We start from the raw sequence: 24,406 nt of genomic DNA, 5'->3' as shown, positions 1-24,406 counted from the left end.
GCTAGATAAAAGTTAAACAAAAAGTTTTTCAGTAATCAGCTGACGTACGAACTTTAATAAACGAAGGTCTTGGTTTGGACCAGCAATGATTGAGAGACCAATTGGACCATCGCTTGTTTGGACTGGAATAGTCACCTGAGGTAATCCAGCTAATCCCGCTATGCAGCTTAACTGAAGTGTCTGCGATCTTCTTTGTTCAATCTGCTCATCCGGCAACCCTAATTTGGGAGCTGGACCCGGTACAGTTGGAATAACCATCACTGTGACTTCTGATAGTAATGCCTCCATTTTCTTCTGAACAGTAGACATCTCTACTAACGCCTGATTATACATTTCTTTAGTCATGGTTTTAGCCATAGCAAATCTCTCTGCGATACCAGGTCCAAAGGAAGGCTGATTGGTCTCGACCCACTCACCATGAGCAGCCCACACTTCATAAGCCTGTGCAATTCGGAACGTTTCTTTCCATTTAGTTAACCCTTCTGCTGAGAGAAGGATGGTTTCTGAGTCATTCATGCCTTTTTCAAGATTGATTTTAGTTGGTAAAAGATGTTCTACACTTTTTTGATCAGCTAAGGTCCACGCATCATCAGGAAATAAGACACAGTGAAACTCACGATCACTCTTTTGCTGACTAGGTAATAAAGCGTGTCCCACTCGCTCAAGTATGCCTACATCCTGAGCCATCCAGCCTACTGTGTCGAAACTTGGAGCAAGTGGAATCACACCATCGATCGGCACAGCGCCATGAGTAGGTCTAAATCCATAAATGCCACAATAAGCAGCAGGAATTCGTATGGAACCTCCTGTATCTGTTCCTATTGAAAAATCAACATCTCCAGCCGCTGCAACAGATGCAGAACCACTTGATGATCCGCCTGGTATGTGCCCTGGCATCCGTGGATTTAATGGTGTTCCATAATGAGCATTTTCACCATTTAAACTGTACATTAACTCATCTGTATGGGTCGTACCTTTTAGTGTAGCCCCTTGATTTAGCAATAGATCAATCGCTTCCGCATGAGCGAAAGAAGGCTTATGTGTTCTTAACCAATCTGGATTCCCCGCACTTGATATGACGCCCTTAAGGTTAAAGACATCCTTTACCGCAAACGTAAGCTTATCCAGCTCACCGTTTGACGTTGGCTTAACTAATACAGATTGATCCATGTAGGCTCGTAGTTGACTCATCTTGATCGACTCCCTTCCACTGCCATTATTCTTCGTTTCCTTTTCACCATATCGAAAAGCTGTACTTACATGTGCTCGTTTGTTATAAATTCTAACACTCTTTACACATATTTTTTATTACGATGTGGCACACTAATCACTTAATTAGGAGGGATTTAAAACAATGGCAAACCCAGATAACCGAGAAGACAACGCAAAAAAGATTGAACAAATTATCAGTAACACCGAACAAAAAATTGATCAATCCAAAGACTTTATTGCCGCCCATGGCCATGAGATGGCTGAAAGCGACAAACAAGATATTAGCGATAAAAATGAACGAAGAGAAACCAGTATCAATAGCCTACGCAACGAGATTGAGGATGAGTCGTAAGAATACTCATCTTGGGTCAAGGTACATTGAATTCTCTAAAACAAAAAGCGAAATGGACAGCATGCTTTGCTATCCATCTCGCTTTTTGTGCGTGTACTATGTAGCTATTCCTTAAACCTACCCTCTTATCTATCTCACGTTAAATAGATATAATTTTCGTAATAATGAACTATTTATCTTGCTAAAAGAAGGAAAAAATTATATATTTCTCATGAATCACTTTTCAATAAAAAAGAGGTGATAAAGTGAACGCGTCCTTCTTCATTCGTTTAAAAGCTTTTATGTATGATTACATCGTAATGTTTGTTTATTTACTATTCCTTTTTTTCATCAATGTATTTCTATTCCCCTCCTTACAGAACTTCTTTTCAGGTTCACTCATTACTGCACAACTGACAGGTTTCATCATGGTAACCTTACCTATTTCCATTTACTTTATAATCAGCGATTCAAAAATGGCTGGACAGTCCTTCGGAAAAAAGAGAGCAAATATTCGAGTGGTTGGACCAAATGGCGAGGCAGCCTCTGTATTACGAATAACGTGTCGAACTATTTTAAAGTTCTTACCTTGGGAGCTCTCACACTTTCTTGTATATCGCCTTGTTACGATCGGTGACGGTGTGGTCCCAATCGCTTACTATTTCATAGGAGGACTTATTTATTTACTTATGTTTATTTATATAGGTACTGCTATTTTCACTAAAAAGAAACAATCTTTATACGACAAGTTAACTAAAACATATGTCATTAAAGTATAAAGTTTAGGTTTCTAAGAATCTTTTCCACTCCCTCTTACGTAGCTAGATTAAAGGAGTGATAGAAGATGAAACATCAGTTATTTACGTGCACTAAATGTGGTGGAACGACTTCTAAAAGTGGTGAATTTAATGGCTATGCAAAACTATCTAAAACAGGCAATCCATTTAGTCTAGGTTCTGCTGTCACTGCAACTTTTTGTGGTGATTGTTGCCATATTGAGGCATTAACAGTGAATAAACCAGAAAGATTTTAACCTTTGTAATGAAGCAATAATAAAAATTGTTAACGGAGGATACTATGAATATACCTATCTTTATTCAACTTTTTGCTTTTGCAGGGTTATTTGTCTTTTTCTATTTAGTATTTCTTTCAATTAAAGTTCTACGTAAATATCTTCGCACCAGATAAAATTCCCACCAAAAAAAGCTCTCGAACTCGAGAGCTTTTGAACCTAGCCTATTCTCTTTTTCCCACAGACAATACATTCATCTGTATAATAACTATATTTATGTTTCTTGCCAAAACGGCATTTAAACCATGTTTTAAGTTTCATTGGAAACACCACCTAATGGTATACATTCCCTCTTTTTTAACGTTAGAAACGCGACTAGTTGGTTAATCAGATTATATTGGAGGATTGGTCATGAAAGATAAACGTTTGGCAAATTTTTTTATTGCTTTTATTGCAGCAACAATCGGTAGTTTTGCATATCGGTTTGCTATTCAACGAAGTGACTATAACTTAGGCGATAGATGGCTTGAACATATTATCATCGGACTAATTATAGCCATTGTGTTTGTGTTGTTCTCTCTTAAGAAAAAAACGAGGAATAGCTAAAGGAAGAGTTTAATTCTATTTCAAAAAACTTGTTTGATACACAATTATGCATACATAACCTGTCTTAAAAATCATAAATAATAGTTCTTAAAGCTGATATGATGAAAAGAATGGGCAAGATGCAGTAAAGCCACATCATTATAGTATTCATTCTACCTTGATGCTCTTTTGATTTAAATCCATAGATAATTGCTAGAATGAATGCGATAGCTAGACTAAGGTCGCCTACAATCGAGTACCATGGGCTCACATTCTCCCTATCATAAAATAAAGCCGAGCCCTGAACAAACTTATTGATCCATACAATAATTGCTATTACACAAAACATATACGCAGATCTTCTCAATAACTTCATAGCAACCCTCCTCCTGCAGAATGTGTTCCCCATTCCATAATTCGGAAACTAAAAGATTAAAATCATCACGATCCGAATGTATTTACAGCATCTCAAGCTTCTCATTCAGAGTTTTGCAAGTAATCAAAAGGGTATGGAACCTTATGCTATGATTGGAGGGTTCTTAATGAATCGTTGGCTTTATGCTTTGATCCTCTTCCTCATCATGTTCACATTTCCTTACTTATTTATTCTTGTTATTGAGCAGGGCGACCATAGTCTTGCTGAGAACTGGTTATATCACGCAAGCTCCGCATTAGGCGTGGCACTCGTTATTGCTTTTTTCATTCCTTGGACAAAACGACGCGGTAAGAATTGATGGTTTGAAAGTACTCTCATCCAAACTTATTCTTTATATTTTGTCACTACCAAAAGAGTTTTATTTTCATACACAAAAAGAGGACTGCCTGTAATAGAAGTCTTCTTTTTTCGCATTATTCTTTTCTTAAAATAGCCGATTGTTCACTGTATGTAGTACCGAGAAATATCTGCGGTTGTAATACATTTTCCCCTCCACAACCAACCATAACAAATGGTTTTGCTAACTTTAAAGAGATTCCCTGACGTTTTCTCCCTAAAATATTTATAACTTTTCACCTATTTACTTGATTCTCGTCAGTAACCTGTAAGATTCCTTTATTTATGATATTATTCAATAAAAAGGAGATCTATTATTAATCACGCACTAAATTTGTCTTATCCGACTAATATTCTAGGAAATTAAAAATTAGCCCAATGTAGTGCACCGCTTAATAGGAGGGTTATTCATGCACTTATCTAACAAATGGATCAACAGTCTTTTAGTAGCGCTAATCAGTGCCATTGCAGTATTATTTATCCCTTTGCTTTTTGATCGTGAACTGAACACAGCCAGTGCTGCTGGTGTGTTTGTAGGCGTTTTTGGAATTAGGATCATCCTGTATAACGTTTTCAGAAGAGATTGACCTCCCCGCATGCAGTATTTCATAGGTTTGCAATCAAAATGCATTAAACACAACAAGTGATGTTCTATCTAAACACTTGTAAGAAGGAGACTGTCTTGGTTGACTCATTTAAAACGTTTTTCATTACCTTTGTCTTAGTCCCATCTATTTTAGGTGTAGGAATGGCATTTTCTGTAGAGCTCTTCCCTTTTTTATGGAGTCTTATAACTCAAAAAGAAGTAGACTTAGCTTTTAAAAACCTAGCCATAAGCTTTCTTTTAGGATATTTAATTTATGTTGTATATAGAGCTTTAGTATATAAATTCAGTAAGAACAAAGATAAAGTTGAAATGAAGTAAAAGATTGTTATCTCAAAAGATAACACCTCTCGTAGGTTTTCAGTGACTCTTCATTATTTAACTCTAACCATTTTATACACATACACTTTAAAGGGGTGGCAATAATAAATATTTGGCTATTAGCTTCTTTCAGAGCACTATTTATACTTGGACTTGGGTATTTCCTTATTGAATTTGCTGGTGGTCAGCTGAGTTGGACAGTTATTGCAGCACTAAGCGTTGTTGCTTTCTTCTATCAGATCTTTTTCTCAACACGAAAACAGAGCAAGGAGAGTCGTAAGTGAATGCTTCTTATTTCGGCTTTCGTAGGTATTAGTCCTCCGAACATCAAACAAACCTTAGTTATGTCTTTAGAGCTTTAGTATAGCCTCTATTATTTACCTCCAATAACAAAAAAGGCCGATCCTCAAAGGATAGGCCTTAATCATTTTATATTACTCTTCCCAAACTTTATTGTCGCTCGTTACATCGCCTTGCTTGGTACTCCGATGTTTTGTAAGCTCCTCTCAGGGTAAGGAGTGCTAACACTTAATTGGAGGACATTATGTTACATAAGAACTTTTTTATTAATGCTTTACTTATTTTTGCAATCGTTCTATTTAGCTCTATTCTTCTTGGTCTACTCCTCACTGGTGATACCGTCGGAACAATATTGCTAGATCGATTACCTTTTGCAATAATCTTTAGTGTTATTTGGACCATACTTCAGTTTGCGATAAAAGGAACGTAATTCTAGCATGTAGGTATAGATATACAAAAAGGAGGATATTTTATGTACTGATTTAACAAGTGGTTAGAAAGCTTGATTTTAGCCACGTTCGCTTCGATTCTTTATAGCTTACTGATCCTTCTAATCGGAAGGGATAAGTGTGATCGTCGACTTTATAGCAACTGTTGTCTGCTGGGCTTTCATCGTTCCTAAAACTAGAAAGCAGTGAATTTCCCAAAAATAACTTTAAAATCAACTTAAATATGGAGAGTTAATCCATGCACATGTCTAACGCCAGATGGCTTCTTAGTGTAATAATAGCTTTTGTTGGGGGACTCGCTGGATATTTCATAGTCCCTTTTTTCGGCATTGAACCGAGTTTAGAGATATTCACTGCTGGATTTGTAGCTATAGTCATTCTGCGAATCATTTTATTCAGATGTTCAACATCTAGTGATCCTCCCCCAAGGAGGGAGAATCACTCTACCCTTATCATGAGTTATCATGTATGTTAGAATCGTAGTTGCAAACTCCTATATTGCTTAGGAACTAATTTCTTAAGGAGGCGTTTATCATTCCTGATATATCTACGATCTTTCTACAGATAATTGGTCTCGGACTAGGTGGTTTTAGCCTATACTTCTTTTTTCTTTGCTTTAAAGCACTACGAAAATATTCAAGTAGTTAATATGGACTATGAGGAGGATTTACTCCTCATAGCTTTTTTTAATACCAAATCATTCGCCAGCCTGATGCTAGCCAGACGCCTATGCGTACCTACTATATAAATGACGAAAAGCCAGGGCAATGAGCCGCTGGCTTTTACTTATGTTTTGCTTCGTTTGATTCGTTTTCCATATTACAATCAGATCAACTTTAAAACGCAATAATTTATTCTACATTAATTTTAAATAAATTATAATTTATGTGTTTTATACAACTTCAAAACAAAAAAGTCCCATCCATAACTCTCACACATTTAGGGGTTGCCATTTTCGATCCTCCTAATTATTTAGTAGATCCTCCAATGTTTTGTAAGCGCCTCTCAGGGTACAGAGTGTTAAGAATCAATTGGAGGGCAATATGATACATAAAAACATTTTTCTTGATGCATTACTTTCGTTCACTATCTTTCTATTTATTAGTGCACTACTGCGGTTTTTATTTGACGGTGGTGATTTTGTCGCTAAACTGTTCGAAGTGCTTCCAATTGCAATTGGTTTTGTAATTATTACATCATTAATTAAATTTATAGTAAGGCGCTGACCCTTTCTCAAAGAGCGGATCGCTTGAAATCAGAAACTAATTTTGGAGGGTTAATTATGCATAGAAACTATAACGCTAGATGGCTTCTTGCTGTAGTAATAGCTTTTATTGGGGGACTCGCTGTATATTTCATAGTCCCTCTATTCGGTATTGAACAGAGTATAGAGATATTCACCGCTGGCTTTTTATCTATATTTATTCTGCGAATCATTTTATTAAGAGCGTTCCGCATCTAGTGATCCCCAACACCTTTGTATGTATTTCATTCCGCATCCCATTCATACCAAAAGTAATAAACTAACCAGGCTTCTCCTGCTCCCCACATAAGAAGGGAGCGAACTAGGGCAAAAAGAAACCCTTTCACGATGTTGTGATCTTCTTCAGGTGGGATAGGAATGTTAGACATTGTGTATCCCCTTACGGTCGGAAGCCTAATAAATTTTATGAAACTTCTTTAGATCAACAGCGTATAAATTAGCGAGGTGATTCTAATGAGAACCAACTTGTACTATCTGTCAGGTTCTTTATTTTTGATGACTGGAGGGATTATGTTTTTATCCAACGCCAGTTCGATTTTCCAATACATTTATAATAGTTAGCATACCCTTCTTAAAAAGATCATGAAGTATTCTGCCCTTTCTCTCGCTGCTATATAGTCTTGAGATATAGATCATGCGCTGGTGGTTTTGGATTGCCCCACTCTCGAATAGTTCTGAACATCCTATACGATCGCTCCACCGTGATTAGCTACACCTCTGAAATTCTTAAACTCTTCATGCTTAAATAGCACAGGCTGGAACGTTAAGAATTCCGCTATCGCCACTCTACACTCGCTGGTTTCTCCACACTTTAATTGCACTAATATTTCTTTTGCCATCTCTTCTGTCATATCGATCCCTCCACCCATATTATAGAAGAGGTTAATATGTTAAGATTTACTTAATCTTATTTTGTGGCATGGAAGGATCCTAATCATGTTCCGTAAATTGTACTTAAATATGTTTTTAGTTGTTTATCAAGTATTATTGATGGGTTCCGTAAGCGACTACATAAATAACAAGAAAGCAAATGCCGATAAAACATTCCGCAACATAAATGGCGTTATCAAAGATCTTAGACAACTCACTGTCGTACCAAAATTAAAAGGTAGACAGCCTCTTACCCAGAAACAACAAAAACTCACTAAACTTCTAATGAAGTATGAAAATAAAGAACTAAGCAAAGAAGATAATTTGACGATTTCTAAAGAGTGCGCCACGAACATCGCCCAAAAATACGATTTATTTTTATGTTTCACTTATCTCGTTCTTCTTGTCACTTCTTTCTTTTTTCCTTTTTGGGATTATATCTTCTCGCTTTCTTTTTCGCTCTTTGTAGTTAACGCACTTCTTTTAGGGTTAGGAGTTTTATTTTTAGGAATATTGTCTCGTTTCAGCTTAAGGCAAAAGTTATTTCTAAAAATATTTGGATTGGTGGTAATTGCATCATTAATAATTGCAGCAATTTTTTAATAGCACGCAAAAAGAGGTCTGCCATGTAGGTAGCCTTCTTTTTACATATTAAACATCTGTAAATTGCTATTTTAAATTTGCAATTTCTTTTCTAATCATTAAATTCACATCTAATGCAAGATATTCTCCGCGCACTACCTTCCATTTTGTTTTTATCCCTAACTCATCTTGAATAATTTGTGCTTGGAAACGAGACGAACCATGAATGTTTATGACTTTAACTTCCCATATATAATCTTCTCCATTATGATTCGTTTCATAAAATTCATGACTGTGAAGTTGGTAATATTCTATTTCTCCCACCCCCTGCCACCTAATTCGACAACAAGGGTCATTTTCCTTCTATTTATTCATACATCCAGTCATTAGGCTCAATAAAATAAGACTACCCAAAGACAGCGCAGCTGGCTTTTACTTTTTTGCTTCAATTGATTCTTCTCTCCAAACTACAATCATATCAACTTTAAAACGCAATAATTTACTCTACATTAATTTTAAATAAATTATAATTTATGTGTTTTATACAACTTCAAAACAAAAAAGGCCTATCCATAAAGGACAGGCCAAATTCATTCTATACTATTCTTCCCAAACTTTAACGTCGCTCATTACATCGCCTTGCTTGATGCGAGTAATAAGGTCTTCGCCTTCGATCACTTGTCCGAAAACAGTGTGAACGCCGTCAAGGTGAGGTTGTGCATCATGTACAACGAAGAATTGGCTGCCGCCTGTGTCTTTACCAGCGTGAGCCATAGATAGAGCACCCTTCACGTGTTTGTGTGGGTTGCCTTCTGTTTCACACTTGATTGTGTAGCCAGGACCGCCTGTACCGTTACCAGCTGGGTCGCCACCTTGAGCAACAAAACCTGGGATTACACGGTGGAACGTTAGTCCGTTGTAGAATCCGTCGTTAGCAAGCTTTTCAAAGTTTTCTACGTGACCTGGTGCTGCTTCTGGGAAAAATTCAATAACTAGCTTTTCTCCATTTTCAAATGCAATGTGTCCTTTTTTCATATGAATCAGCCTCATTTCTGTAAGGGTTTAATTTTTTTTATGGTTGGTACAGCTGATTGTTACAGCCAGCACCTATTGTACACTATCTTTAAGCAAATATGAACTGAAGTCCCTTGTGTTACAGTTGCACCTTTTTAGTTAAGGGTACATCCAAGCGAGTTAAGTCCTCATATTCTTCTCGTTTGACAACGAGCTGTATCTCTCCATTTTCAAGAAACAGAACTGGAGGGCGTGGGATTCGGTTGTAATTATTCGCCATCGAGTAACCATAAGCCCCTGTGCAAAAAACAGCGAGTATGTCCTCGTGATTCGCTTTTGGTAATGGTAGGTCCCATATAAGCATATCTCCACTTTCACAGCATTTGCCTGCAATCGAGAATGTGTCTGTTGTTTCCTCATTCGCGCGATTTGCGAGTATTCCTTCATATTCAGCTTGATATAATGAAGGACGCAGATTATCACTCATCCCGCCATCCACAGCTAAATAATGTCGGACGTTCGGGATATCTTTTTGAGAACCGACCGTATAAAGAGTGGTTCCTGCATCACCTACGAGTGAACGTCCTGGCTCAATCCAGATTTCCGGTAGTGCCATTTCGAACTGCTCTGCATATTGTTTCATTACTTTAATCATTTGAGAGACGTATTCGCCTAGTGGTAATGGTTCGTCTCCTTCTACGTAACGAATGCCAAAGCCTCCACCAAGATTTAAGACACTTGGAATAAAGTTTAACTGTGTACGCCAGTGCTCGATATATTCAAAGATTTTTTCAACAGCCATAACAAAGCCTTTGGTCTCAAAGATTTGAGATCCAATGTGACTGTGGATACCTAATAGATTCATGTGTGTGCTCGATAACGCTCGTTCAATCGCCAAATCAACTTGACCATTGGTAAGATCAAAACCAAATTTAGAATCCTCTTGTCCAGTCGAAATGTAGTCATGAGTGTGAGCTTCCACTCCAGGTGTAATGCGTAGCAAAACATCCATAGTTTTTCCGAGGTCTGCACAAACTTCTTCTAACAGTGTCATCTCATAGAAATTATCAACAACAACACAGCCTATATCGGCCTTTACTGCCAATTGAAGCTCTGAGCGACTTTTGTTATTCCCATGAAAGTGCACCTTATTCATTGGTACTTCTGCTTTAATAGCGGTATATAGCTCTCCCCCTGAAACAACGTCAAAGCTGAGTCCTAATTCATCAGCAAGTTGATACATCGCCATACAGCTAAATGCTTTACTCGCATAAGCTACTTGATAAGGGACGGACTCTTTCTCAAATGCCTCTTTAAATTCCTCGGCACGTTTACGAATAAGTGCAACATCGTATACATATAATGGCGTTCCGTGCTCACTAGCTAGAGCTACTGTGTCTACGCCTCCGATTTCTAGATGACCATGAACATTAATTTCACTCGTTCCGTGCAGATACATATTCATTTCTCTCCTTCTTGCCAAGCCGAATAACAACTGATGCCGACACACCAGTTGTCTTCAGATCTTTATCTAGTATGCAAGTGTCCATTTTTATTACACTTTATCATACTTTATTCGTCCGTGCTATCGTGGAATTTGATTAGTTTGAATCCTTTTGACGAATCTTATCTTGAGGATTCACAATGGACGGTCTCCACTTAAGGGAAGGCACAGTTGCACGAATAAGAATCTGCCACATTTCTGGAGGAGAGAATGGTATAAATGGCCAGAGATATGGTTTGTTGAAGGGTTTGGTGGAGGCTAGAAATAGCATAAACACTAAGAAAGCAATGACTAGACCTGGCACCTTAAATAAGGCAACGGAAAATAAAAAGAGATAGCGTACCATTCTAAGAGCAACGCCAAGCTCATAACTTGGTGTGGCAAACATCCCAATTGCACCAAGTGATACATACAAGATGACCTCTGGTGTTAAATAGCCAACCTGCACAGCCATGTCTCCAATTAAGAGAGCGGCGACTAATCCTAGCGCAGTAGCAAGAGGCGAAGGAGTATGTATCGCAGCCATCCTTAGCAATTCAATGCCCATCTCTCCAAATACAATTTGCAGGACAATGGGAATGTGTTTTGTTTCTTCTGGACCGACAAACGCTAAAGAGGCAGGTAAAAGATCTTGATTGGTTGCTAGCAACAGCCAGAACGGCAAGATAAACAACGAGAACATAATCCCGGTAAACCTCATAAAACGCAAGAAGCTACCTACAGCGGCTGATTGTCTGTATTCCTCTGCATGCTGTACGTGGTGGAACATCGTTGTTGGCGTAATAATGACACTAGGCGTTGTATCAACAATTAATACGATGTGCCCCTCTAATAAGTGAGTAGCAGCGACGTCTGGTCGTTCCGTATACCTGACCAGTGGGAATGGGTTATAGCCTTGTTTTACAATATATTCTTCCACCACTTTGTCAGCCATCGTAATCCCATCAATATTAATCGCTTTTAGTTCTTTTCTAACTATCTCCACTAACGTTGGATCAGCTACACCATCGATATATGAAATACAAATATCTGTTTTTGAGCGCACACCTACCTGAAGAATTTCATGCCTTAAACGTTCATCACGAATCCGCCTTCTGGTGAGGCCTGTATTTAAGATGATATTTTCTGTGTAGCCATCTCTAGCACCACGTACTACTCGTTCGGTATCCGGTTCTTCTGGGCCACGGCCAGGGTATTGTCTAACATCCACGACAAATGCTTGATTTGACCCTTCATGAATCAAGAAGATAAGACCCGATAGCATCTGAGTAATCGCATCATCCATTGAATCTGTTTGTTCAACTTGCACGTGCGTCAGATGATTTTTAATAGATTCATGTACATCCGTCGTTTTTCGACCACGTGCATCGAGATCCATGAGTTCCTTCAAAATTTCAATCAGGTATTCATTATCACTGAGGCCCGTTACGTAATAGATGCCAATTTCTTTTCCTAGTATCTTCAAATTCCGAACGCCAACGTCAAACGAAATGTCCAGTGCTAATCGCTCTTTTAAGCGTTCAACGTTTTCTGTATAGGAGTCAGTGAATTTCTCTTCCTTCTTTTTATAATCCTGAGTCAACGTATCCACTCCTCTCAAGAATAATCTGAACCGCTTTTTTCGTGATTGGGCACCCTTTTTTTAGTTCATCCTGCCCGCGCATTTTGCCTATGTCTCCAATACCAATGACTAGCGGCAGCTTAAGTTCGTCTAGAATATAAACCGTATCACCATTGATTCTGTTTACTTCTAAATCAGGCAGCCCTTCCTTATCTACCCCGTATTTGGTGATGTCGCCATAACGATCAATACTAAAATCTACTTTGGTCCATTCGCTTGAGTGGGTAGAGGAAGCAACGGCTATAGCTCCAAGTATACGAACGTCAGGGCTTTCATATAAGAACCTCATTAACACTTCGCCAGGCCCCTCATTTCGATAACCACAGTCGTCAAACATAACTAAAACCGGCATTCCTATAGGCGTTTGATGGATAAGGCTGAGTAGTTCTTTGCCTGTTAACACCGAAGGGTTACCAGCAGAGGCACTTATGCTTCGACATGAAAGCTCTCTTGCCACCCATTCAACAGTCTTTCTTGCTGCAGCATCACCGTCTGTAATAAAAATAAGATCCTTCATAGGCATAACGTCCTCACCTCCTTGGTTTACACATCAACGCAACGCCAAAACTGATGACAATGGAGCAGGAAAGACTTGCCGATGCTAAAGTAAAAAGGCCGGCGCCAATTCCTAAAAAACCATGGCCGCCTCCTTCACTCATTGCTCCATGTACGAGCGCATGTCCGATGCTTGTAATAGGGATGATTGCCCCAGCTTCAGATAACAAAAGTAATGAATCATACAAGTGGAATCCATCTAAACATGCCCCTATAATCACCAACACTGTTAAGCATTGAATGGGAGTTAAACGACCGATATCAAGTAACCATTGGCCAAGCAAACAAATGCTTCCGCCTATTAAAAATGCCATTAGATAGTCCATCGTTACATTTTCACCCTCTCAAGAGAAACAGCATGAGCAACAGCCGGGATTGTATCTCCCTGTCTCGCTGAATCCTGGCTAAAAAGGGCTCCGGTCGCTAGAACTAACACTCGATTAAACGTCCCTTTCTGAAGTTCTTCGAGAACATAGCCGATCGTTACCACGGCCACACACCCCGCTCCACTTCCTCCAGATAAGAAGACATTGGTTGAACGGAAAATCTTAACGCCTCCGTCTTCATGACGTTCATCAATGGGATAGCCGTGTTCCCTCATCCACTTTCGAAAGATATTACTGCCAATTCTCCCTAAATCTCCTGTTAAGATTAAATCGTAATCAGATAAGCTTCTTTCTGTTTCACGTAAATGTGTAAGCAATGTGTGTCCAGCGGCTGGTGCCATCACAGCACCAAGATTAGTGGTATCTTTTAAGCCCATGTCAATGACTTGTCCAATCGTTGCACTTGTTATTTTGATTGGGCTTTTTTGTCTCGATAAAAGGACGGCACCTGCTCCTGTCACTGTATATTGCGCACTCTGTTGTTTTTGTACCGCAAACTCTGTAGGATAACGAAATTGATTTTCAGCTACCCCAAAGTGACTACTGGCTCCTGCTATTGCATAGTTCGCCAGTTTTGTTTCAATTAATAAAGAGGACATAATGATGGATTGTATAGCTGTTGCACAGGCAGCATACATTCCTAGAAAGGAAAGCTCTAGATCTCTTGCTGTATACGCACTAGCTGTTAGTTGATGGTCTAAATCTCCAGCTATGAAATAATCAATTTGTTTCTTTCTGACTCCACTTTTATGCAAACAGGCTTGGATCGCATCATTCATGAGTACACGCTCTGCCTTTAGAAAGCTTGTTTCTCCGCAATACAAACTCGAATAGGATTGATCAAATCGCGTACCAAGTGGTCCCTGCAACTCTTCAGGTCCAACAGCCGTCCCTGAGGCTTGAATATAAATCGGTTGGGTGTATTCCCATGTGTGCTTTCCTAGCTTATTCATAGACGGTTTCCTTTCTGTATTAGATGATCATCTGATAATGGCATGAATGATCAATCTAACCGCACTAATCAGATAAGCCATTACTACACCTGTAACAACAATCGCCCCCGCAAGTTTAAGCAAATGTCCAGCTATGCCTTGTATGATTCCGTCCTGACGGTGTTCCATTGCAGCACTTGTCATCAGATTTGTTAGACCTGTAATCGGCACAAGCAGCCCCGCTCCTGCAAAGTATGCCCCTCTTCTGTACAAGCCAAAACCGGTTAACACGGATGAAAGCAAGATTAGAGTCACTAACATCCATTGCACGGCGTCTTCCCTTGAAATCGAAAAAAGCGAATCATACCCATTAATGATGGCTTGACCAATCAAACAAATCATTCCTCCACTAAAAAACGCTTTTAATCCTGACATCCAAATGGATCGTTTTGACTTGTATAAACGAACATTTCGTTGATATTCTTTTTGTTTTTCGGACGCCATAAGTAACATCCCTTTCTATAAGGTAAACCACAGCCATTGGAACAATGAACCTGCAATCTTTCCGAGGGCAATCGCCATTAATAAGAATAGAATTTGACTACCCATCCCCATACGTTTGACAAGAATCGGCCATACATTTAATACCTCTGTCAAGGCAGCAGCCAATAGACCGATAAATACACCCGCAAGCAATCCAACAAACGCAGCTAAGCTACGTGAAGATGATAGTTGAAAGCTGTAAAAGCTAGCCCACGTACCTACTTGGATACCAAGAATACCTGCCCATTCATAGAACCGAACCCATGCTTCTGAACGAGATAGTTGGGCCAGCCGCGGAATCACTCCGAGCACCGTGATAAGTGCTACAAGGCCACCTCCAACAGCCAATCCACCTCCAAGACCTAAAAGCACACTAACAAGCCAACTAATGATCATGACGATCCTTTTGCACAACATATTGGTCTAGATTTTGTTGATAATTAAACATCTCTACATCAAGTGGACTAGGTTCATCATTAAAACGCTTCTTAAAAAAATGATTAAAAAACAACACCATTCCAATTCCCAGTCCAAATGAATAGGGAATTTGTAACCAAAAGGGATAGAGTGTTTCTTCACCTGTCAAAAGATAATAGAGACGAATATGCACCGCTCGCATACTTACATCTTCATGAAAATTCATGACTGCTAGTGCTGACCCAACAAATAAAAGTAGCCAAACCAACAAAATATGTAGTGGCCTTAATGTTTTTTGTGGTTGTTTCACATAGATAACCGTATTAACACTGCCGACAATCTGGATATCCAATTGCGGGTAAATGGATTGAATCGAGGTTAAAACGGACATGACATCAACCGTAACTCTTGAGCCGTCCTGCTTTTGAACCTGGTAGATCGCTAACCGCTGAATTCGTTTGGTTACGGCTGCATCACCTGATAGTTTGGCAAAATGATGTAACAGTAGAACTTGATTTACTTCAGCTTCTATTCTTGGTTTCATACGCAAAAAAAGAGTGGTGGTCTCCAAAAATATCACGCCCTTCTTAGAGCTTCTCCTTTAGTATGCTAAGAGTTGCTCCACTTCATGCGTATCAGTCTAGACAAACAAAAAAAGCGCTCCGTATCGTAATACGGAAGCGCCTTGTTTGTTATTTATTTATCCATTCCGTTAGTTCATTCACAACAAGTGTATGTTGTTCCTCCGGAGTTAACGGACTAGGGTTATCACCTTTTTGGGGTCCGTAATCTCCAAAGTTAGCATGATTGCCCTGCTCAATCACCACGCTTGTTGTCTCTTCAGGTAAGTTTTCTTCATAGCTATCCATTTTCTCAGGTGTGGATAGGCCGTCTAACCCTCCAGATATGTCCAACACAGAAAGGCTGGTGTCAGACAAATCATTAGCTGAATACGCACCTAATAGAAACAATCCCGAAAGTGAATCTGCATGATCTTCTGCATAAGCGGCAGCCATTGCACCACCAAGAGAGTGTCCACCAATATACCATTCATCGATATCTGGATATTGACTGATAATGTTGGACGCTTTAGAAGGATGCAGAACAGCAAGGTTAAAAGGCATCGTTGGTACAAAGACAAAATAGCCTTCTTCACTTAACCCAGATCCTAGATAATTATAGGCATTGGGTTCAACCTTAGCTCCTTGATAAAAGATAATCCCTATTTCTGCGTCTGGTTGACCAAACTGCCAACCTCCATTTGCTTCTTGTCCAGATAAATCTTCCGCAGATTCCGTGGCTTCGTAAGTAAACGAAGCCCATACAATAGCTGCTATCAACACAAGCAATATGATCGCTGCCAATATGGTCAGCAGCCTCATCCATATCTTTTTCATATGATCTCCTACTTAGTTCGCGATTTAATGAAGCGAACCACTTGATATACAATAGCTATGACAATTAAAGCAATTAAGACCCACAGTAATGTGACAAGTCCTGTCCGACCTTGTTCCTTGACGAGTATTCCTACATACGCCCAAATGATAATTAAAGGGTACATAATATCACGGTGTCTAAATGTCACAAATAATGTGATCAACGTTGCAACAATTAATAAAATCATCGTCCAGGTTAATTCATTTAGTCCTAAAAACGACTCAATATCAGAAGCATTTGTCCAAGCAAATACATTTACAATGACTGCCACTGTAATCCACCCAAGATAAGCGGAGAAAGGCAATCTATGCCACCAAGGTGTACCTGGAACCGATTCGATCTTTAAATAAATAGTCAGTACAGTTAAAAAGACACCCAAGATCACAAAAACAGATAAACCGATAAATTCACTTTCAAATACTAAAATCCACAAGCTGTTTAAGAGGATATTTGCCGCGAACCATCCACCAATTTTTTTATAGCTCTTACGTTCGATTTCATTTGCGAAAAACATTCGGATGATCCAAATCGTAATTAACAGATAAATGAATCCCCATATTGAAAATGCGTATCCTGCTGGTTGAATAATGGATCCTAAAGCATCCGCTACATCGCCTACGTTTTGTGAAGACGGGAAGATATAGTTCATTCCAAGAGCAACGATAAAAGCCAGGATATTAATAATAGTGAGTATTCTTAATGTATTCATCTTACTTCCTCCTTGTTGTCTATACATATCATGTGATAAGGAGAGTTAAGTATGCGATCTGTTCTATTTTATGACCCCATCCATAAAGATTGAAACTAAGAATTCTGCACGCGCGCGGATATCTGATTCTTCAACAGTTGCCAGTCGATCCATCTCAGGAAGCTGTTGATGAACCATACCTAAGTAAACGTGAGCAAGCTTAGCTAGATGTTTTGGGTCATGTTTTATTGACTCATTAATCGTAGCACCTTGTAATAACCCTTCAATAGGCGTCAGATAGGCACTTGTCCAGTGGTGCCGAATGAATAGCTGTTGCTCCTTGTTCATATTCTGTCTCATATCATTGTTAATTTGCCCTAAATTTTTTGGGCGGTTTAACAGAATATAGGTGGTTACTTCAAGCAATGATTCTCGAATAGAGTTTTGACTAGAAATGATGCGATGAATAGCTTCTTCTGTTTTGCTTAAGTCGGATTGTAAAACAGCCAGATATATACTTACTTTATTAGGAAAATGATGATAAAGCGCTGGCTGAGTAATGCCACATTCCTTAGCAATCATTCGAGTGGATATACCTGCAAAACCATTTTCCATAAACAGCCGGTGGGCGGTTTGAATAATGAAATTTGACGTATCCAACTTTGTTTTTACTTCGTCTTTATTCTTTTTTGTCATAATTCTGATCCCTCACTTATCACATGATAAGCTAATTCACCGTTTCAGGCAATCTTAAACCTCTTTTTATCCACAAAAAAACGAGCGGTTTCATATGATGACGAAACCGTTCGCCTCTACCTCACTCATATCCGCCCATTTCTTGCTTCAAATGCTCTAGAATTTTTTTCTCTAGTCTTGAAACTTGAACTTGGGAAATCCCTAATCTTTCTGCTACTTCCGACTGCGTTTGATCTTTATAATATCTTAGGTAAACAATGAGGCGTTCACGATCCTCTAATTCCTTTATCACTTCTTTTAAAGCAATTTTATCAAACCAACGGCTCTCTGATTGATCGGCCATCTGATCTAACAAAGTGATCGGATCACCATCATTTTCATACACTGTTTCATGAATGGAAGTAAGTGGCCTACTTGCCTCTCCAGCAAAAACAATTTCCTCAGGAGAAACCTCTAGTTGCTTAGCCATTTCATTCACTGTTGGTGTACGACCAAGTGTTTTAGTTAGCTCGTCTTTCATTTTACGAATTCGATTACCAAGTTCTTTGATCGAGCGACTCACTTTAACTGTACCATCGTCGCGCAAAAATCGTTGAATCTCACCTATTATCATTGGAACGGCATACGTAGAGAACTTTACGTCATAACTTAAGTCAAACTTATCAACCGATTTTATTAAGCCAATGCATCCAATTTGAAAAAGATCATCCGCCTCATATCCTCGATTCATAAAACGTTGAACAACAGACCAAACCAATCGTGTATTTCTACTAACGATTTCGTTCCGTGCCTCAATATCACCATCTTGACTGGCTTTAATGAGTTGTTTCACTTCCGTGTCTGACAGCTGACCCTTCTGCGCTTTTTTACGTTTTACCTCCACGTCCATAGGCAAAACCCCTTAATTGTATATGGCTTTTTTAGTTGATAGTTGCTTCTTTAAATAAATCGTTGTTCCGAGCATTGGTTCTGATACAACTCTTACATCGTCACAAAAGTTCTCCATAATGGTGAAGCCCATCCCTGATCTTTCTAGTTCTGGCTTACTTGTAAATAACGGTTGTCTCGCTTCTTCTAGATCGGAAATGCCTATCCCTTCATCACGAATGACTAGTTCAAGACACTCCCCTTCAATAGAGGCTGAAATATAAACCTTACCGTCAGACTGACTTTGATACCCATGAATTATAGAGTTTGTGACCGCTTCAGAAACAACTGTTTTCATCTCAGTCAGTTCTTCCATGGTTGGATCAACTTGAGCAATAAAAGCAGCAACTGTTACTCTGGCAAAGGATTCATTTGAACTAATTGCCGAGAAACTGAGTTCCATCCGATTTTGCATGTTAAGCCACCCCCAGTGTCTCTAAAGCAAACTGCTCATTTGCTTCAAGTCGAACAATTTTAAATAACCCTGACATTTCAAATAATCGATGAACAGCTGGAGAGATCGCACAAACGACCATTTCCCCTCCAATTGCTCGAACTTGCTTATATCGACCTAGAATGACCCCTAAACCTGAGCTGTCCATGAATGACAGCAATTCTAGATTTAATACAAGATGTTTCACTTGTCCCGTTTCTAATTCTTTTTCTACGTTTGCCCGTAACCTGGCTGCTGAATGATGATCCAGTTCTCCCTCTAGGCGAACGAGCAATACACTGTCTTTTCGTTCAAGATCTATTAGCAAGCTCAACTCGGATCCCTCCTTAACTTGGTGAACAGGCTGCCCTGTTTTTCCTAGTTTAGAACATTCGCTTAAGACCCGTCTGCTTCCTGCTCCATGACAAAACTAGTCACTATTCTGATAAATAAGCGCTATTTTCCTTAATTTCCGCCAAAACCGCCAAGAACTCGTTTAAAGAGTGTCCACCATGATGCTTCCATCATCTCTTCGTCTGCAACCAATGGTGTTTCACTTACAACGGTGTCCCCATTTTTAATAATCAATGTTCCAAGTTCGTCCCCTTTTTGAATGGGTGCTTTTACATCCTCTACTAATTCAACCGTTTCTTTTACTTCGTCAGTAGACTCACCTTTTTTGGTCAGTATCGAAACAGATTCACCAGTTACGGCATTCGCATTCTTTTTCTGTCCTTTACTTACCTTCACTTCTGCAATCAAGTCATTTCGTTCATGAAGTTTATGAGTGGTGAATTGACTAAACGCATAATCGAGCATCGACGTCACATCTGCATTTCTTTCCTTTGGTGAAGGAGACCCCATAACAACAGCAATAATTCTCATTCCGTCTTTCTCAGCAGTGGCTGTGAGTCCATATTTTGCTTCCTTTGTGTAACCTGTTTTTAGTCCATCCACTCCTGGATAGAATCGAACCAATTTATTCGTATTAACCAACCAAAAAGGTTTCTCTGTATCTGAACGTAAATAATCCTCATAGATTCCGGTAAACTTTGTGATGTCTTCGTACTTTAATAGTTCTTTAGCCATAATCGCTAAATCATGTGCTGACGTATAATGATTGTCAACCGGTAAGCCATTTGAATTCGAAAAGTGGGTTTTCTTTAATCCTAGCTCTTCTGCTTTTTCATTCATCATTTCGGAAAAGCCCGCCTCTGTTCCTCCTAAATGCTCAGCCATAGCAACCGATGCATCATTCCCTGAAGCAACAGCAATACCTTTTAACATATCCTGAACAGACATTTCTTCTCCAGGCTCCAAAAAGATCTGAGATCCTCCCATTGAAGCTGCATTTTCACTAACTCGAATCATGTCCTCATACTTTAATTGTTCCTTATCAATCGCCTCCATGATAAGAAGCATTGTCATGATTTTTGTCATACTTGCAGGAGGAAGCGATTCTTCACTATTATGCTCATAAAGAATTTCTCCTGTATCACGCTCCATAACTATTGCAGATGAAGCATTTTCCGCAAACATAACCTCTGTTTTGTTCTCTTTCTCTGCTGCCGTTGCTGTGGGAAGCATGACGCTCATTACCAAACTTAAACTGATTAAACCAGCGATCACTTTTTTCATGTGTAAGTCCTCCATCTCAATATAACTCGAGCATTATTCAAACTATCTGCCATTTTCTCCATATTTGGAGGCAATTATACGTATAGACATAGAAAAAGACAGCTCACTGTGGCTGTCCTGATAGATTCAATAACTCTGGCACTGTCACAAACGTATAACCCATTTCCTTTAATTCTTTAATCTCTTGTTCAACCGCTGTAACCGTACCTGAAAGATCTGTGTTCCAGTTTGCTCCGTCATGATGAAGGATGATAGAGCCAGGTCTAACGGCATCCACGACCTCTTTGGCAATCTCATCAGGAGGAGAAGCCTTCCAATCCTCTGAATCTACAGACCATATAATTACGGAATAGCCTAAGTCACGCATAAGCTCCACTTTCTCTTCATTCATAGAACCAAAAGGAGGTCGAAATAACGTTGTTTCTTTACCGATCGCTTGCTTTATAGCTGTATTCGTCTTCTGAAGCTCGACTTCAGCTTCATCATTTGTCAGTTCAATTAACGGACGATGCCAATATGTGTGGCTTCCAATGCTGTGCCCTTCATCTGACATTCGTTTAGCTAGCTGAGGGAATGCTTCCACACGAGCCCCCATTAAAAAGAAAGTAGCTGGGACAGATTCTTGCTTTAGTAGATCCAATAGGGAACCCGTGACTCTGGGGTCAGGTCCATCATCAAAAGTAAGAGCAATCTTTTTTTCTGTTGTTGGTCCAGACAGAAAAACTGTCTCAGGATAAAGCTTAGCCAGCTGCCCATTATTTACTTCCTCTGGCTTCTCTCGTTGAAGTGGAGGCTCTTTATCCTGATCCACTTCTTGCGCTTGAACAGGCTCTATTACATCAAAACTCTGGTTCCTGGTATCTGAATTATCAATACCTGCACACCCACCTGTTACTAAAAAAACAATCAAAAACACCATCTTCCAATTAAACATTCGTCACTCTCCATCTCGTATTTGCTTGTACCCCTACTATGTACAAAGACAAGAATCTATATACCATGAGTTAGAGTTGTCAGAGGTAATTTCGTATGATACAATCACTTATATACAAGTAAACAGATAGGATTAATGAAAGGGTGGAATAACCGATGACGCATTCTTTATTGACTTTGCAAACAAAAGAGGAGTTGCTTTCTGGAGCGCTACAACTCCCTACTAAAAAAGCATCTGATCGGTACCCTGTTGTTCTTTTTGTTCATGGGTTTGTTGGGAGTAAAGTAGGTGAACATCGTTTATTCGTGAAGGCATCACGCTTTTTTGCGGAGCAAGGCTACGCTAGTTTCCGTTTCGACTTCAGTGGCTGCGGGGAAAGTAGTGGTGACTATCGGAATCTTACGCTTAGTAAACAACTAGATGAATTATTTGCGATCATTCAATATATTAAAGATCAACCTTATGTTGATCCTGATAACATAACTCTTGTAGGACACAGTTTAGGTGGCGCAGTCTCTGCCTTAACGGCTGAGAAAGCCGATATCAAATCACTCATCTTATGGTCAGCTGTAGCTGAACCATATGAAGATATTGTTCAAATCACTGGAAAAGCAGCAGTTAATACGGCAAAAAAAGAAGGCGTATATGATTACCATGGCTTTGAAATTAGTCATTCTTTTTTCCAAGATTTACGAAAGCATCATCCCTTACAGGCCATCTCTACATTTCAGGGTGATGTACTGATTATTCATGCATCAGAGGATGAAGATGTCCCGGTTAAACATGCCGAGGCTTACGCTAAATCGACGACACGTCCTGGCATCCCACACTATATTCATCATGCCAATCATACATTTGCTTCTACATCATGGGAGAACCTCTTGTTTGAGAAAACAAATGACTGGCTTAAAGATCGAGCATCATCTTTTATCATTAATTCGCACAGTCCTGCATGAAAACATACAATTAATAAGCGCCTTGGTTGGAACAGTTTTACTAATTATAAAAACCGAAGCATTATGCTGTTTAACAAGCATAGAGCTTCGGTTTTTTGTCTAATCATAGTAAGAGAGCGACCGCTCCAGATATACATTACGCACCCACAGGCTGGCTGACGCACTGCGAAGTCGCACCTAGGCCTAAAACGAGGCCACTGAAAAAGGGTCGATATGTAGTAAGGAGTTCTCTTATAAACATAAAACAGCCTTTTTATAATTGATCACAAAAGTAGCGGAAGGAGAAACCGAAGACTCCTACGGAACAGAACGAGTCTGAAGACATTGAAGGGGTGCCCTTCCACTTCAAGGACTGAGGCCGTTCCCGTGGAAAGCGTAGGTTTCTCCTGGAGCGGTGCCTATGAGCTTATTCTTAGCTGACTTTTTCAGTAGCCTCGACCAAAACCAGCTGGAGTTTCCATGTCTATCCTACGCTGCTTGTATCTCATCAGTAGGCGCGTTTAAGTTTTTTCCAGGATTGTGCCCTGTCTCTTTTGGACTTAATCAGCACTTCGTAGACACTACATCCATTCACCAATATATTGATATGCCCAGATGGCAAGCCAAATGGTGATTCCAATCCGTACAAAACCTTCAAGCTTACCTCCCGTCCTAATAAATAGTGGAAGACGAACTCTGAGTGGAAAAGGAAAAAATAGCTTTACCCCTCTCACGGTTGCCATGTCTAATAGGATGTGACTGCAGATTCCTGCTAGAAGTCCCATCTGAAGATTGTAAGCATCGGGCAATAATACGTTCATTATTCCATATACAAGTCCAACAAAAAGAAGACTGTGAGTGAACGTTCGATGTCCGACCAAAAAAGAAACAATCCTCGAAACAATTGGTAGCTTTCTGCCGATTGTTGAATGCACATGACAGATATCTGGAATAAAAGCCCCTATCATACCTCCCATGTAAAACAATGGACTTAAGTCCACTCCATCTGTGACTGTTTCAACCGCCGCACAAGCAGCCAGTCCTCCCATAAAATGAGTTTTTCCATTCATTCTCTTGACTCCGTTCTATGTAAAAGATAAGGACTTAGTATAACACAGAACAAACGTTCCATTAACCTCCGATTTGCCTTTTTTAATTTTTAAAGCAAAAAAAGAACTTAAAGAGCATCTGCCCCTTAAGTTCTTTTAATTAATACACTTTCTTTTCAACTAACTCGTTACTTGCATCAAAGATCTCCAGCTTACTAGGTTGATTCTCAGCAGCTATTTCTTTTGCTTTTTCCACCGCATCATCACGTTTATCAAACTCGTGAATTGGAGCAACATCCTCTGCTTTAATCAACCATGTGGTGGCATCTTTGTTTGCAACTACGCTAAATTCCTTCATGAGTAAAACTCTCCTTTAAATCTGTGTATAGTTATTG

The 24,406-nt window shown here is 39.4% G+C and carries 34 protein-coding genes; 11 read left to right on the top strand and 23 right to left on the bottom strand.

Annotated elements, in window-relative coordinates; translation table 11 throughout:
* Positions 1–12: 12 nt before the first annotated feature.
* Positions 13–1,191 (bottom strand): amidase, encoded by a 1,179-nt coding sequence (locus J2S05_RS03080; protein WP_306979785.1) that lies wholly within the window; start codon positions 1,189–1,191, stop codon positions 13–15.
* 163 nt (positions 1,192–1,354) lie between these two features.
* On the opposite strand from J2S05_RS03080, the gene tlp reads away from it, so the two are divergent.
* From tlp to J2S05_RS03035, 9 genes are all read left to right on the top strand, one after another.
* Positions 1,355–1,564: a small acid-soluble spore protein Tlp gene (tlp, locus tag J2S05_RS03075; protein WP_306979783.1), complete on the top strand. Its 210-nt coding sequence runs from the start codon at positions 1,355–1,357 to the stop codon at positions 1,562–1,564.
* 245 nt (positions 1,565–1,809) lie between these two features.
* Complete coding sequence (locus J2S05_RS03070) at positions 1,810–2,322, top strand: RDD family protein (protein WP_306979781.1); 513 nt, start codon at positions 1,810–1,812, stop codon at positions 2,320–2,322.
* Positions 2,323–2,387: 65 nt separating this feature from the next.
* Positions 2,388–2,576, top strand: a complete 189-nt coding sequence (locus tag J2S05_RS03065) for a transcription initiation factor TFIIIB (RefSeq protein WP_306979780.1) — start codon at positions 2,388–2,390, stop codon at positions 2,574–2,576.
* 390 nt (positions 2,577–2,966) lie between these two features.
* Positions 2,967–3,161, top strand: a complete 195-nt coding sequence (locus J2S05_RS03060; RefSeq protein WP_306979778.1) for a hypothetical protein — start codon at positions 2,967–2,969, stop codon at positions 3,159–3,161.
* Positions 3,162–3,682: 521 nt separating this feature from the next.
* Complete coding sequence (locus tag J2S05_RS03055; protein WP_306979776.1) at positions 3,683–3,874, top strand: hypothetical protein; 192 nt, start codon at positions 3,683–3,685, stop codon at positions 3,872–3,874.
* Positions 3,875–4,322: 448 nt separating this feature from the next.
* Entirely contained in the window at positions 4,323–4,499 is a 177-nt protein-coding gene (locus tag J2S05_RS03050) for a hypothetical protein (RefSeq protein ID WP_306979775.1), read from the top strand.
* 95 nt (positions 4,500–4,594) lie between these two features.
* Entirely contained in the window at positions 4,595–4,837 is a 243-nt protein-coding gene (locus tag J2S05_RS03045; protein WP_306979773.1) for a hypothetical protein, read from the top strand.
* A gap of 544 nt (positions 4,838–5,381) precedes the next feature.
* Complete coding sequence (locus J2S05_RS03040) at positions 5,382–5,567, top strand: hypothetical protein (protein WP_306979772.1); 186 nt, start codon at positions 5,382–5,384, stop codon at positions 5,565–5,567.
* A 1,062-nt stretch (positions 5,568–6,629) separates the two neighbouring features.
* Positions 6,630–6,812 (top strand): hypothetical protein, encoded by a 183-nt coding sequence (locus J2S05_RS03035; RefSeq protein WP_306979771.1) that lies wholly within the window; start codon positions 6,630–6,632, stop codon positions 6,810–6,812.
* A 262-nt stretch (positions 6,813–7,074) separates the two neighbouring features.
* On the opposite strand, the gene J2S05_RS03030 is transcribed toward J2S05_RS03035, so the two are convergent.
* Both J2S05_RS03030 and J2S05_RS03025 read right to left on the bottom strand, forming a co-directional pair.
* Positions 7,075–7,218, bottom strand: a complete 144-nt coding sequence (locus tag J2S05_RS03030; protein ID WP_306979769.1) for a hypothetical protein — start codon at positions 7,216–7,218, stop codon at positions 7,075–7,077.
* Positions 7,219–7,533: 315 nt separating this feature from the next.
* The gene (locus J2S05_RS03025; protein ID WP_306979767.1) at positions 7,534–7,701 is read right to left on the bottom strand and encodes a hypothetical protein; all 168 of its coding nucleotides are present in this window, start codon (positions 7,699–7,701) and stop codon (positions 7,534–7,536) included.
* 85 nt (positions 7,702–7,786) lie between these two features.
* Here J2S05_RS03025 and J2S05_RS03020 point away from each other — a divergent pair, with 85 nt between their 5' ends.
* Complete coding sequence (locus J2S05_RS03020) at positions 7,787–8,323, top strand: hypothetical protein (RefSeq protein WP_306979765.1); 537 nt, start codon at positions 7,787–7,789, stop codon at positions 8,321–8,323.
* A 66-nt stretch (positions 8,324–8,389) separates the two neighbouring features.
* Here the strand turns inward: J2S05_RS03020 and J2S05_RS03015 are convergent, their stop codons facing one another.
* The 18 genes from J2S05_RS03015 to J2S05_RS02930 form a co-directional block, all read right to left on the bottom strand.
* Entirely contained in the window at positions 8,390–8,626 is a 237-nt protein-coding gene (locus J2S05_RS03015; RefSeq protein ID WP_306979763.1) for a hypothetical protein, read from the bottom strand.
* 276 nt (positions 8,627–8,902) lie between these two features.
* The gene (locus J2S05_RS03010) at positions 8,903–9,337 is read right to left on the bottom strand and encodes a peptidylprolyl isomerase (RefSeq protein WP_306979761.1); all 435 of its coding nucleotides are present in this window, start codon (positions 9,335–9,337) and stop codon (positions 8,903–8,905) included.
* Positions 9,338–9,455: 118 nt separating this feature from the next.
* The gene (gene lysA, locus J2S05_RS03005; RefSeq protein ID WP_306981077.1) at positions 9,456–10,775 is read right to left on the bottom strand and encodes a diaminopimelate decarboxylase; all 1,320 of its coding nucleotides are present in this window, start codon (positions 10,773–10,775) and stop codon (positions 9,456–9,458) included.
* Between the two features lie 142 nt (positions 10,776–10,917).
* The gene (locus tag J2S05_RS03000; RefSeq protein WP_306979759.1) at positions 10,918–12,402 is read right to left on the bottom strand and encodes a spore germination protein; all 1,485 of its coding nucleotides are present in this window, start codon (positions 12,400–12,402) and stop codon (positions 10,918–10,920) included.
* The gene (locus tag J2S05_RS02995; RefSeq protein ID WP_306979757.1) at positions 12,386–12,964 is read right to left on the bottom strand and encodes a stage V sporulation protein SpoVABEA; all 579 of its coding nucleotides are present in this window, start codon (positions 12,962–12,964) and stop codon (positions 12,386–12,388) included. Before J2S05_RS02995 ends, J2S05_RS03000 begins: the two co-directional genes overlap by 17 nt.
* A gap of 7 nt (positions 12,965–12,971) precedes the next feature.
* Complete coding sequence (gene spoVAE / locus J2S05_RS02990) at positions 12,972–13,322, bottom strand: stage V sporulation protein AE (protein ID WP_306979755.1); 351 nt, start codon at positions 13,320–13,322, stop codon at positions 12,972–12,974.
* 2 nt (positions 13,323–13,324) lie between these two features.
* Positions 13,325–14,335, bottom strand: a complete 1,011-nt coding sequence (gene spoVAD, locus J2S05_RS02985) for a stage V sporulation protein AD (protein ID WP_306979752.1) — start codon at positions 14,333–14,335, stop codon at positions 13,325–13,327.
* 27 nt (positions 14,336–14,362) lie between these two features.
* Positions 14,363–14,818, bottom strand: coding sequence for a SpoVA/SpoVAEb family sporulation membrane protein (locus J2S05_RS02980; RefSeq protein ID WP_306979751.1), 456 nt, complete (start codon positions 14,816–14,818; stop codon positions 14,363–14,365).
* Between the two features lie 15 nt (positions 14,819–14,833).
* Positions 14,834–15,253, bottom strand: coding sequence for a stage V sporulation protein AB (locus J2S05_RS02975; protein ID WP_306979749.1), 420 nt, complete (start codon positions 15,251–15,253; stop codon positions 14,834–14,836).
* Positions 15,243–15,845, bottom strand: coding sequence for a stage V sporulation protein AA (locus J2S05_RS02970; RefSeq protein ID WP_306979747.1), 603 nt, complete (start codon positions 15,843–15,845; stop codon positions 15,243–15,245). Before J2S05_RS02970 ends, J2S05_RS02975 begins: the two co-directional genes overlap by 11 nt.
* Positions 15,846–15,966: 121 nt before the next feature.
* Positions 15,967–16,671: an alpha/beta fold hydrolase gene (locus tag J2S05_RS02965; RefSeq protein ID WP_306979744.1), complete on the bottom strand. Its 705-nt coding sequence runs from the start codon at positions 16,669–16,671 to the stop codon at positions 15,967–15,969.
* Between the two features lie 8 nt (positions 16,672–16,679).
* Complete coding sequence (locus J2S05_RS02960) at positions 16,680–17,420, bottom strand: TspO/MBR family protein (protein WP_306979742.1); 741 nt, start codon at positions 17,418–17,420, stop codon at positions 16,680–16,682.
* A 63-nt stretch (positions 17,421–17,483) separates the two neighbouring features.
* Positions 17,484–18,095 (bottom strand): TetR/AcrR family transcriptional regulator, encoded by a 612-nt coding sequence (locus J2S05_RS02955; RefSeq protein WP_306979740.1) that lies wholly within the window; start codon positions 18,093–18,095, stop codon positions 17,484–17,486.
* A 121-nt stretch (positions 18,096–18,216) separates the two neighbouring features.
* The gene (gene sigF, locus J2S05_RS02950) at positions 18,217–18,984 is read right to left on the bottom strand and encodes an RNA polymerase sporulation sigma factor SigF (RefSeq protein ID WP_306979738.1); all 768 of its coding nucleotides are present in this window, start codon (positions 18,982–18,984) and stop codon (positions 18,217–18,219) included.
* A 12-nt stretch (positions 18,985–18,996) separates the two neighbouring features.
* Entirely contained in the window at positions 18,997–19,437 is a 441-nt protein-coding gene (gene spoIIAB / locus J2S05_RS02945) for an anti-sigma F factor (RefSeq protein ID WP_306979736.1), read from the bottom strand.
* A gap of 1 nt (position 19,438) precedes the next feature.
* Positions 19,439–19,789 (bottom strand): anti-sigma F factor antagonist, encoded by a 351-nt coding sequence (gene spoIIAA / locus J2S05_RS02940; RefSeq protein ID WP_306979734.1) that lies wholly within the window; start codon positions 19,787–19,789, stop codon positions 19,439–19,441.
* A gap of 131 nt (positions 19,790–19,920) precedes the next feature.
* Entirely contained in the window at positions 19,921–21,093 is a 1,173-nt protein-coding gene (locus J2S05_RS02935; RefSeq protein WP_306979732.1) for a D-alanyl-D-alanine carboxypeptidase family protein, read from the bottom strand.
* Positions 21,094–21,196: 103 nt separating this feature from the next.
* A complete protein-coding gene (locus J2S05_RS02930) occupies positions 21,197–22,027 on the bottom strand; it encodes a polysaccharide deacetylase family protein (RefSeq protein ID WP_306979731.1) in 831 nt (276 codons plus the stop codon).
* Between the two features lie 155 nt (positions 22,028–22,182).
* Here J2S05_RS02930 and J2S05_RS02925 point away from each other — a divergent pair, with 155 nt between their 5' ends.
* Positions 22,183–22,983, top strand: a complete 801-nt coding sequence (locus J2S05_RS02925; protein ID WP_306979729.1) for an alpha/beta hydrolase family protein — start codon at positions 22,183–22,185, stop codon at positions 22,981–22,983.
* Between the two features lie 560 nt (positions 22,984–23,543).
* Here J2S05_RS02925 and J2S05_RS02920 read toward each other — a convergent pair.
* Positions 23,544–24,032 (bottom strand): metal-dependent hydrolase, encoded by a 489-nt coding sequence (locus J2S05_RS02920; protein ID WP_306979727.1) that lies wholly within the window; start codon positions 24,030–24,032, stop codon positions 23,544–23,546.
* 139 nt (positions 24,033–24,171) lie between these two features.
* Complete coding sequence (locus J2S05_RS02915) at positions 24,172–24,369, bottom strand: DUF2188 domain-containing protein (RefSeq protein WP_306979726.1); 198 nt, start codon at positions 24,367–24,369, stop codon at positions 24,172–24,174.
* Positions 24,370–24,406: the final 37 nt, after the last annotated feature.

Source organism: Alkalicoccobacillus murimartini (assembly GCF_030813245.1).
Lineage (GTDB): Bacteria > Bacillota > Bacilli > Bacillales > Bacillaceae_D > Alkalicoccobacillus > Alkalicoccobacillus murimartini.
Note: the sequence above shows the minus strand (reverse complement) of the source record. Positions and strands in the feature narration are given on the sequence as shown.

Bases quoted from the DNA above. Each gene is read 5' to 3' on its own strand.
- J2S05_RS03080 (WP_306979785.1), bottom strand. From the start codon at position 1,191: ATGAGTCAACTACGAGCCTACATGGATCAATCTGTATTAGTTAAGCCA.
- tlp (WP_306979783.1), top strand. From the start codon at position 1,355: ATGGCAAACCCAGATAACCGAGAAGACAACGCAAAAAAGATTGAACAA.
- J2S05_RS03065 (WP_306979780.1), top strand. From the start codon at position 2,388: ATGAAACATCAGTTATTTACGTGCACTAAATGTGGTGGAACGACTTCT.
- J2S05_RS03060 (WP_306979778.1), top strand. From the start codon at position 2,967: ATGAAAGATAAACGTTTGGCAAATTTTTTTATTGCTTTTATTGCAGCA.
- J2S05_RS03055 (WP_306979776.1), top strand. From the start codon at position 3,683: ATGAATCGTTGGCTTTATGCTTTGATCCTCTTCCTCATCATGTTCACA.
- J2S05_RS03050 (WP_306979775.1), top strand. From the start codon at position 4,323: ATGCACTTATCTAACAAATGGATCAACAGTCTTTTAGTAGCGCTAATC.
- J2S05_RS03040 (WP_306979772.1), top strand. From the start codon at position 5,382: ATGTTACATAAGAACTTTTTTATTAATGCTTTACTTATTTTTGCAATC.
- J2S05_RS03035 (WP_306979771.1), top strand. From the start codon at position 6,630: ATGATACATAAAAACATTTTTCTTGATGCATTACTTTCGTTCACTATC.
- J2S05_RS03030 (WP_306979769.1), bottom strand. From the start codon at position 7,218: ATGTCTAACATTCCTATCCCACCTGAAGAAGATCACAACATCGTGAAA.
- J2S05_RS03025 (WP_306979767.1), bottom strand. From the start codon at position 7,701: ATGACAGAAGAGATGGCAAAAGAAATATTAGTGCAATTAAAGTGTGGA.
- J2S05_RS03020 (WP_306979765.1), top strand. From the start codon at position 7,787: ATGTTCCGTAAATTGTACTTAAATATGTTTTTAGTTGTTTATCAAGTA.
- J2S05_RS03010 (WP_306979761.1), bottom strand. From the start codon at position 9,337: ATGAAAAAAGGACACATTGCATTTGAAAATGGAGAAAAGCTAGTTATT.
- lysA (WP_306981077.1), bottom strand. From the start codon at position 10,775: ATGTATCTGCACGGAACGAGTGAAATTAATGTTCATGGTCATCTAGAA.
- J2S05_RS02995 (WP_306979757.1), bottom strand. From the start codon at position 12,964: ATGCCTATGAAGGATCTTATTTTTATTACAGACGGTGATGCTGCAGCA.
- spoVAE (WP_306979755.1), bottom strand. From the start codon at position 13,322: ATGGACTATCTAATGGCATTTTTAATAGGCGGAAGCATTTGTTTGCTT.
- spoVAD (WP_306979752.1), bottom strand. From the start codon at position 14,335: ATGAATAAGCTAGGAAAGCACACATGGGAATACACCCAACCGATTTAT.
- J2S05_RS02980 (WP_306979751.1), bottom strand. From the start codon at position 14,818: ATGGCGTCCGAAAAACAAAAAGAATATCAACGAAATGTTCGTTTATAC.
- J2S05_RS02975 (WP_306979749.1), bottom strand. From the start codon at position 15,253: ATGATCATTAGTTGGCTTGTTAGTGTGCTTTTAGGTCTTGGAGGTGGA.
- J2S05_RS02965 (WP_306979744.1), bottom strand. From the start codon at position 16,671: ATGAAAAAGATATGGATGAGGCTGCTGACCATATTGGCAGCGATCATA.
- J2S05_RS02960 (WP_306979742.1), bottom strand. From the start codon at position 17,420: ATGAATACATTAAGAATACTCACTATTATTAATATCCTGGCTTTTATC.
- J2S05_RS02955 (WP_306979740.1), bottom strand. From the start codon at position 18,095: ATGACAAAAAAGAATAAAGACGAAGTAAAAACAAAGTTGGATACGTCA.
- sigF (WP_306979738.1), bottom strand. From the start codon at position 18,984: ATGGACGTGGAGGTAAAACGTAAAAAAGCGCAGAAGGGTCAGCTGTCA.
- spoIIAB (WP_306979736.1), bottom strand. From the start codon at position 19,437: ATGCAAAATCGGATGGAACTCAGTTTCTCGGCAATTAGTTCAAATGAA.
- J2S05_RS02935 (WP_306979732.1), bottom strand. From the start codon at position 21,093: ATGAAAAAAGTGATCGCTGGTTTAATCAGTTTAAGTTTGGTAATGAGC.
- J2S05_RS02930 (WP_306979731.1), bottom strand. From the start codon at position 22,027: ATGTTTAATTGGAAGATGGTGTTTTTGATTGTTTTTTTAGTAACAGGT.
- J2S05_RS02925 (WP_306979729.1), top strand. From the start codon at position 22,183: ATGACGCATTCTTTATTGACTTTGCAAACAAAAGAGGAGTTGCTTTCT.
- J2S05_RS02920 (WP_306979727.1), bottom strand. From the start codon at position 24,032: ATGAATGGAAAAACTCATTTTATGGGAGGACTGGCTGCTTGTGCGGCG.
- J2S05_RS02915 (WP_306979726.1), bottom strand. From the start codon at position 24,369: ATGAAGGAATTTAGCGTAGTTGCAAACAAAGATGCCACCACATGGTTG.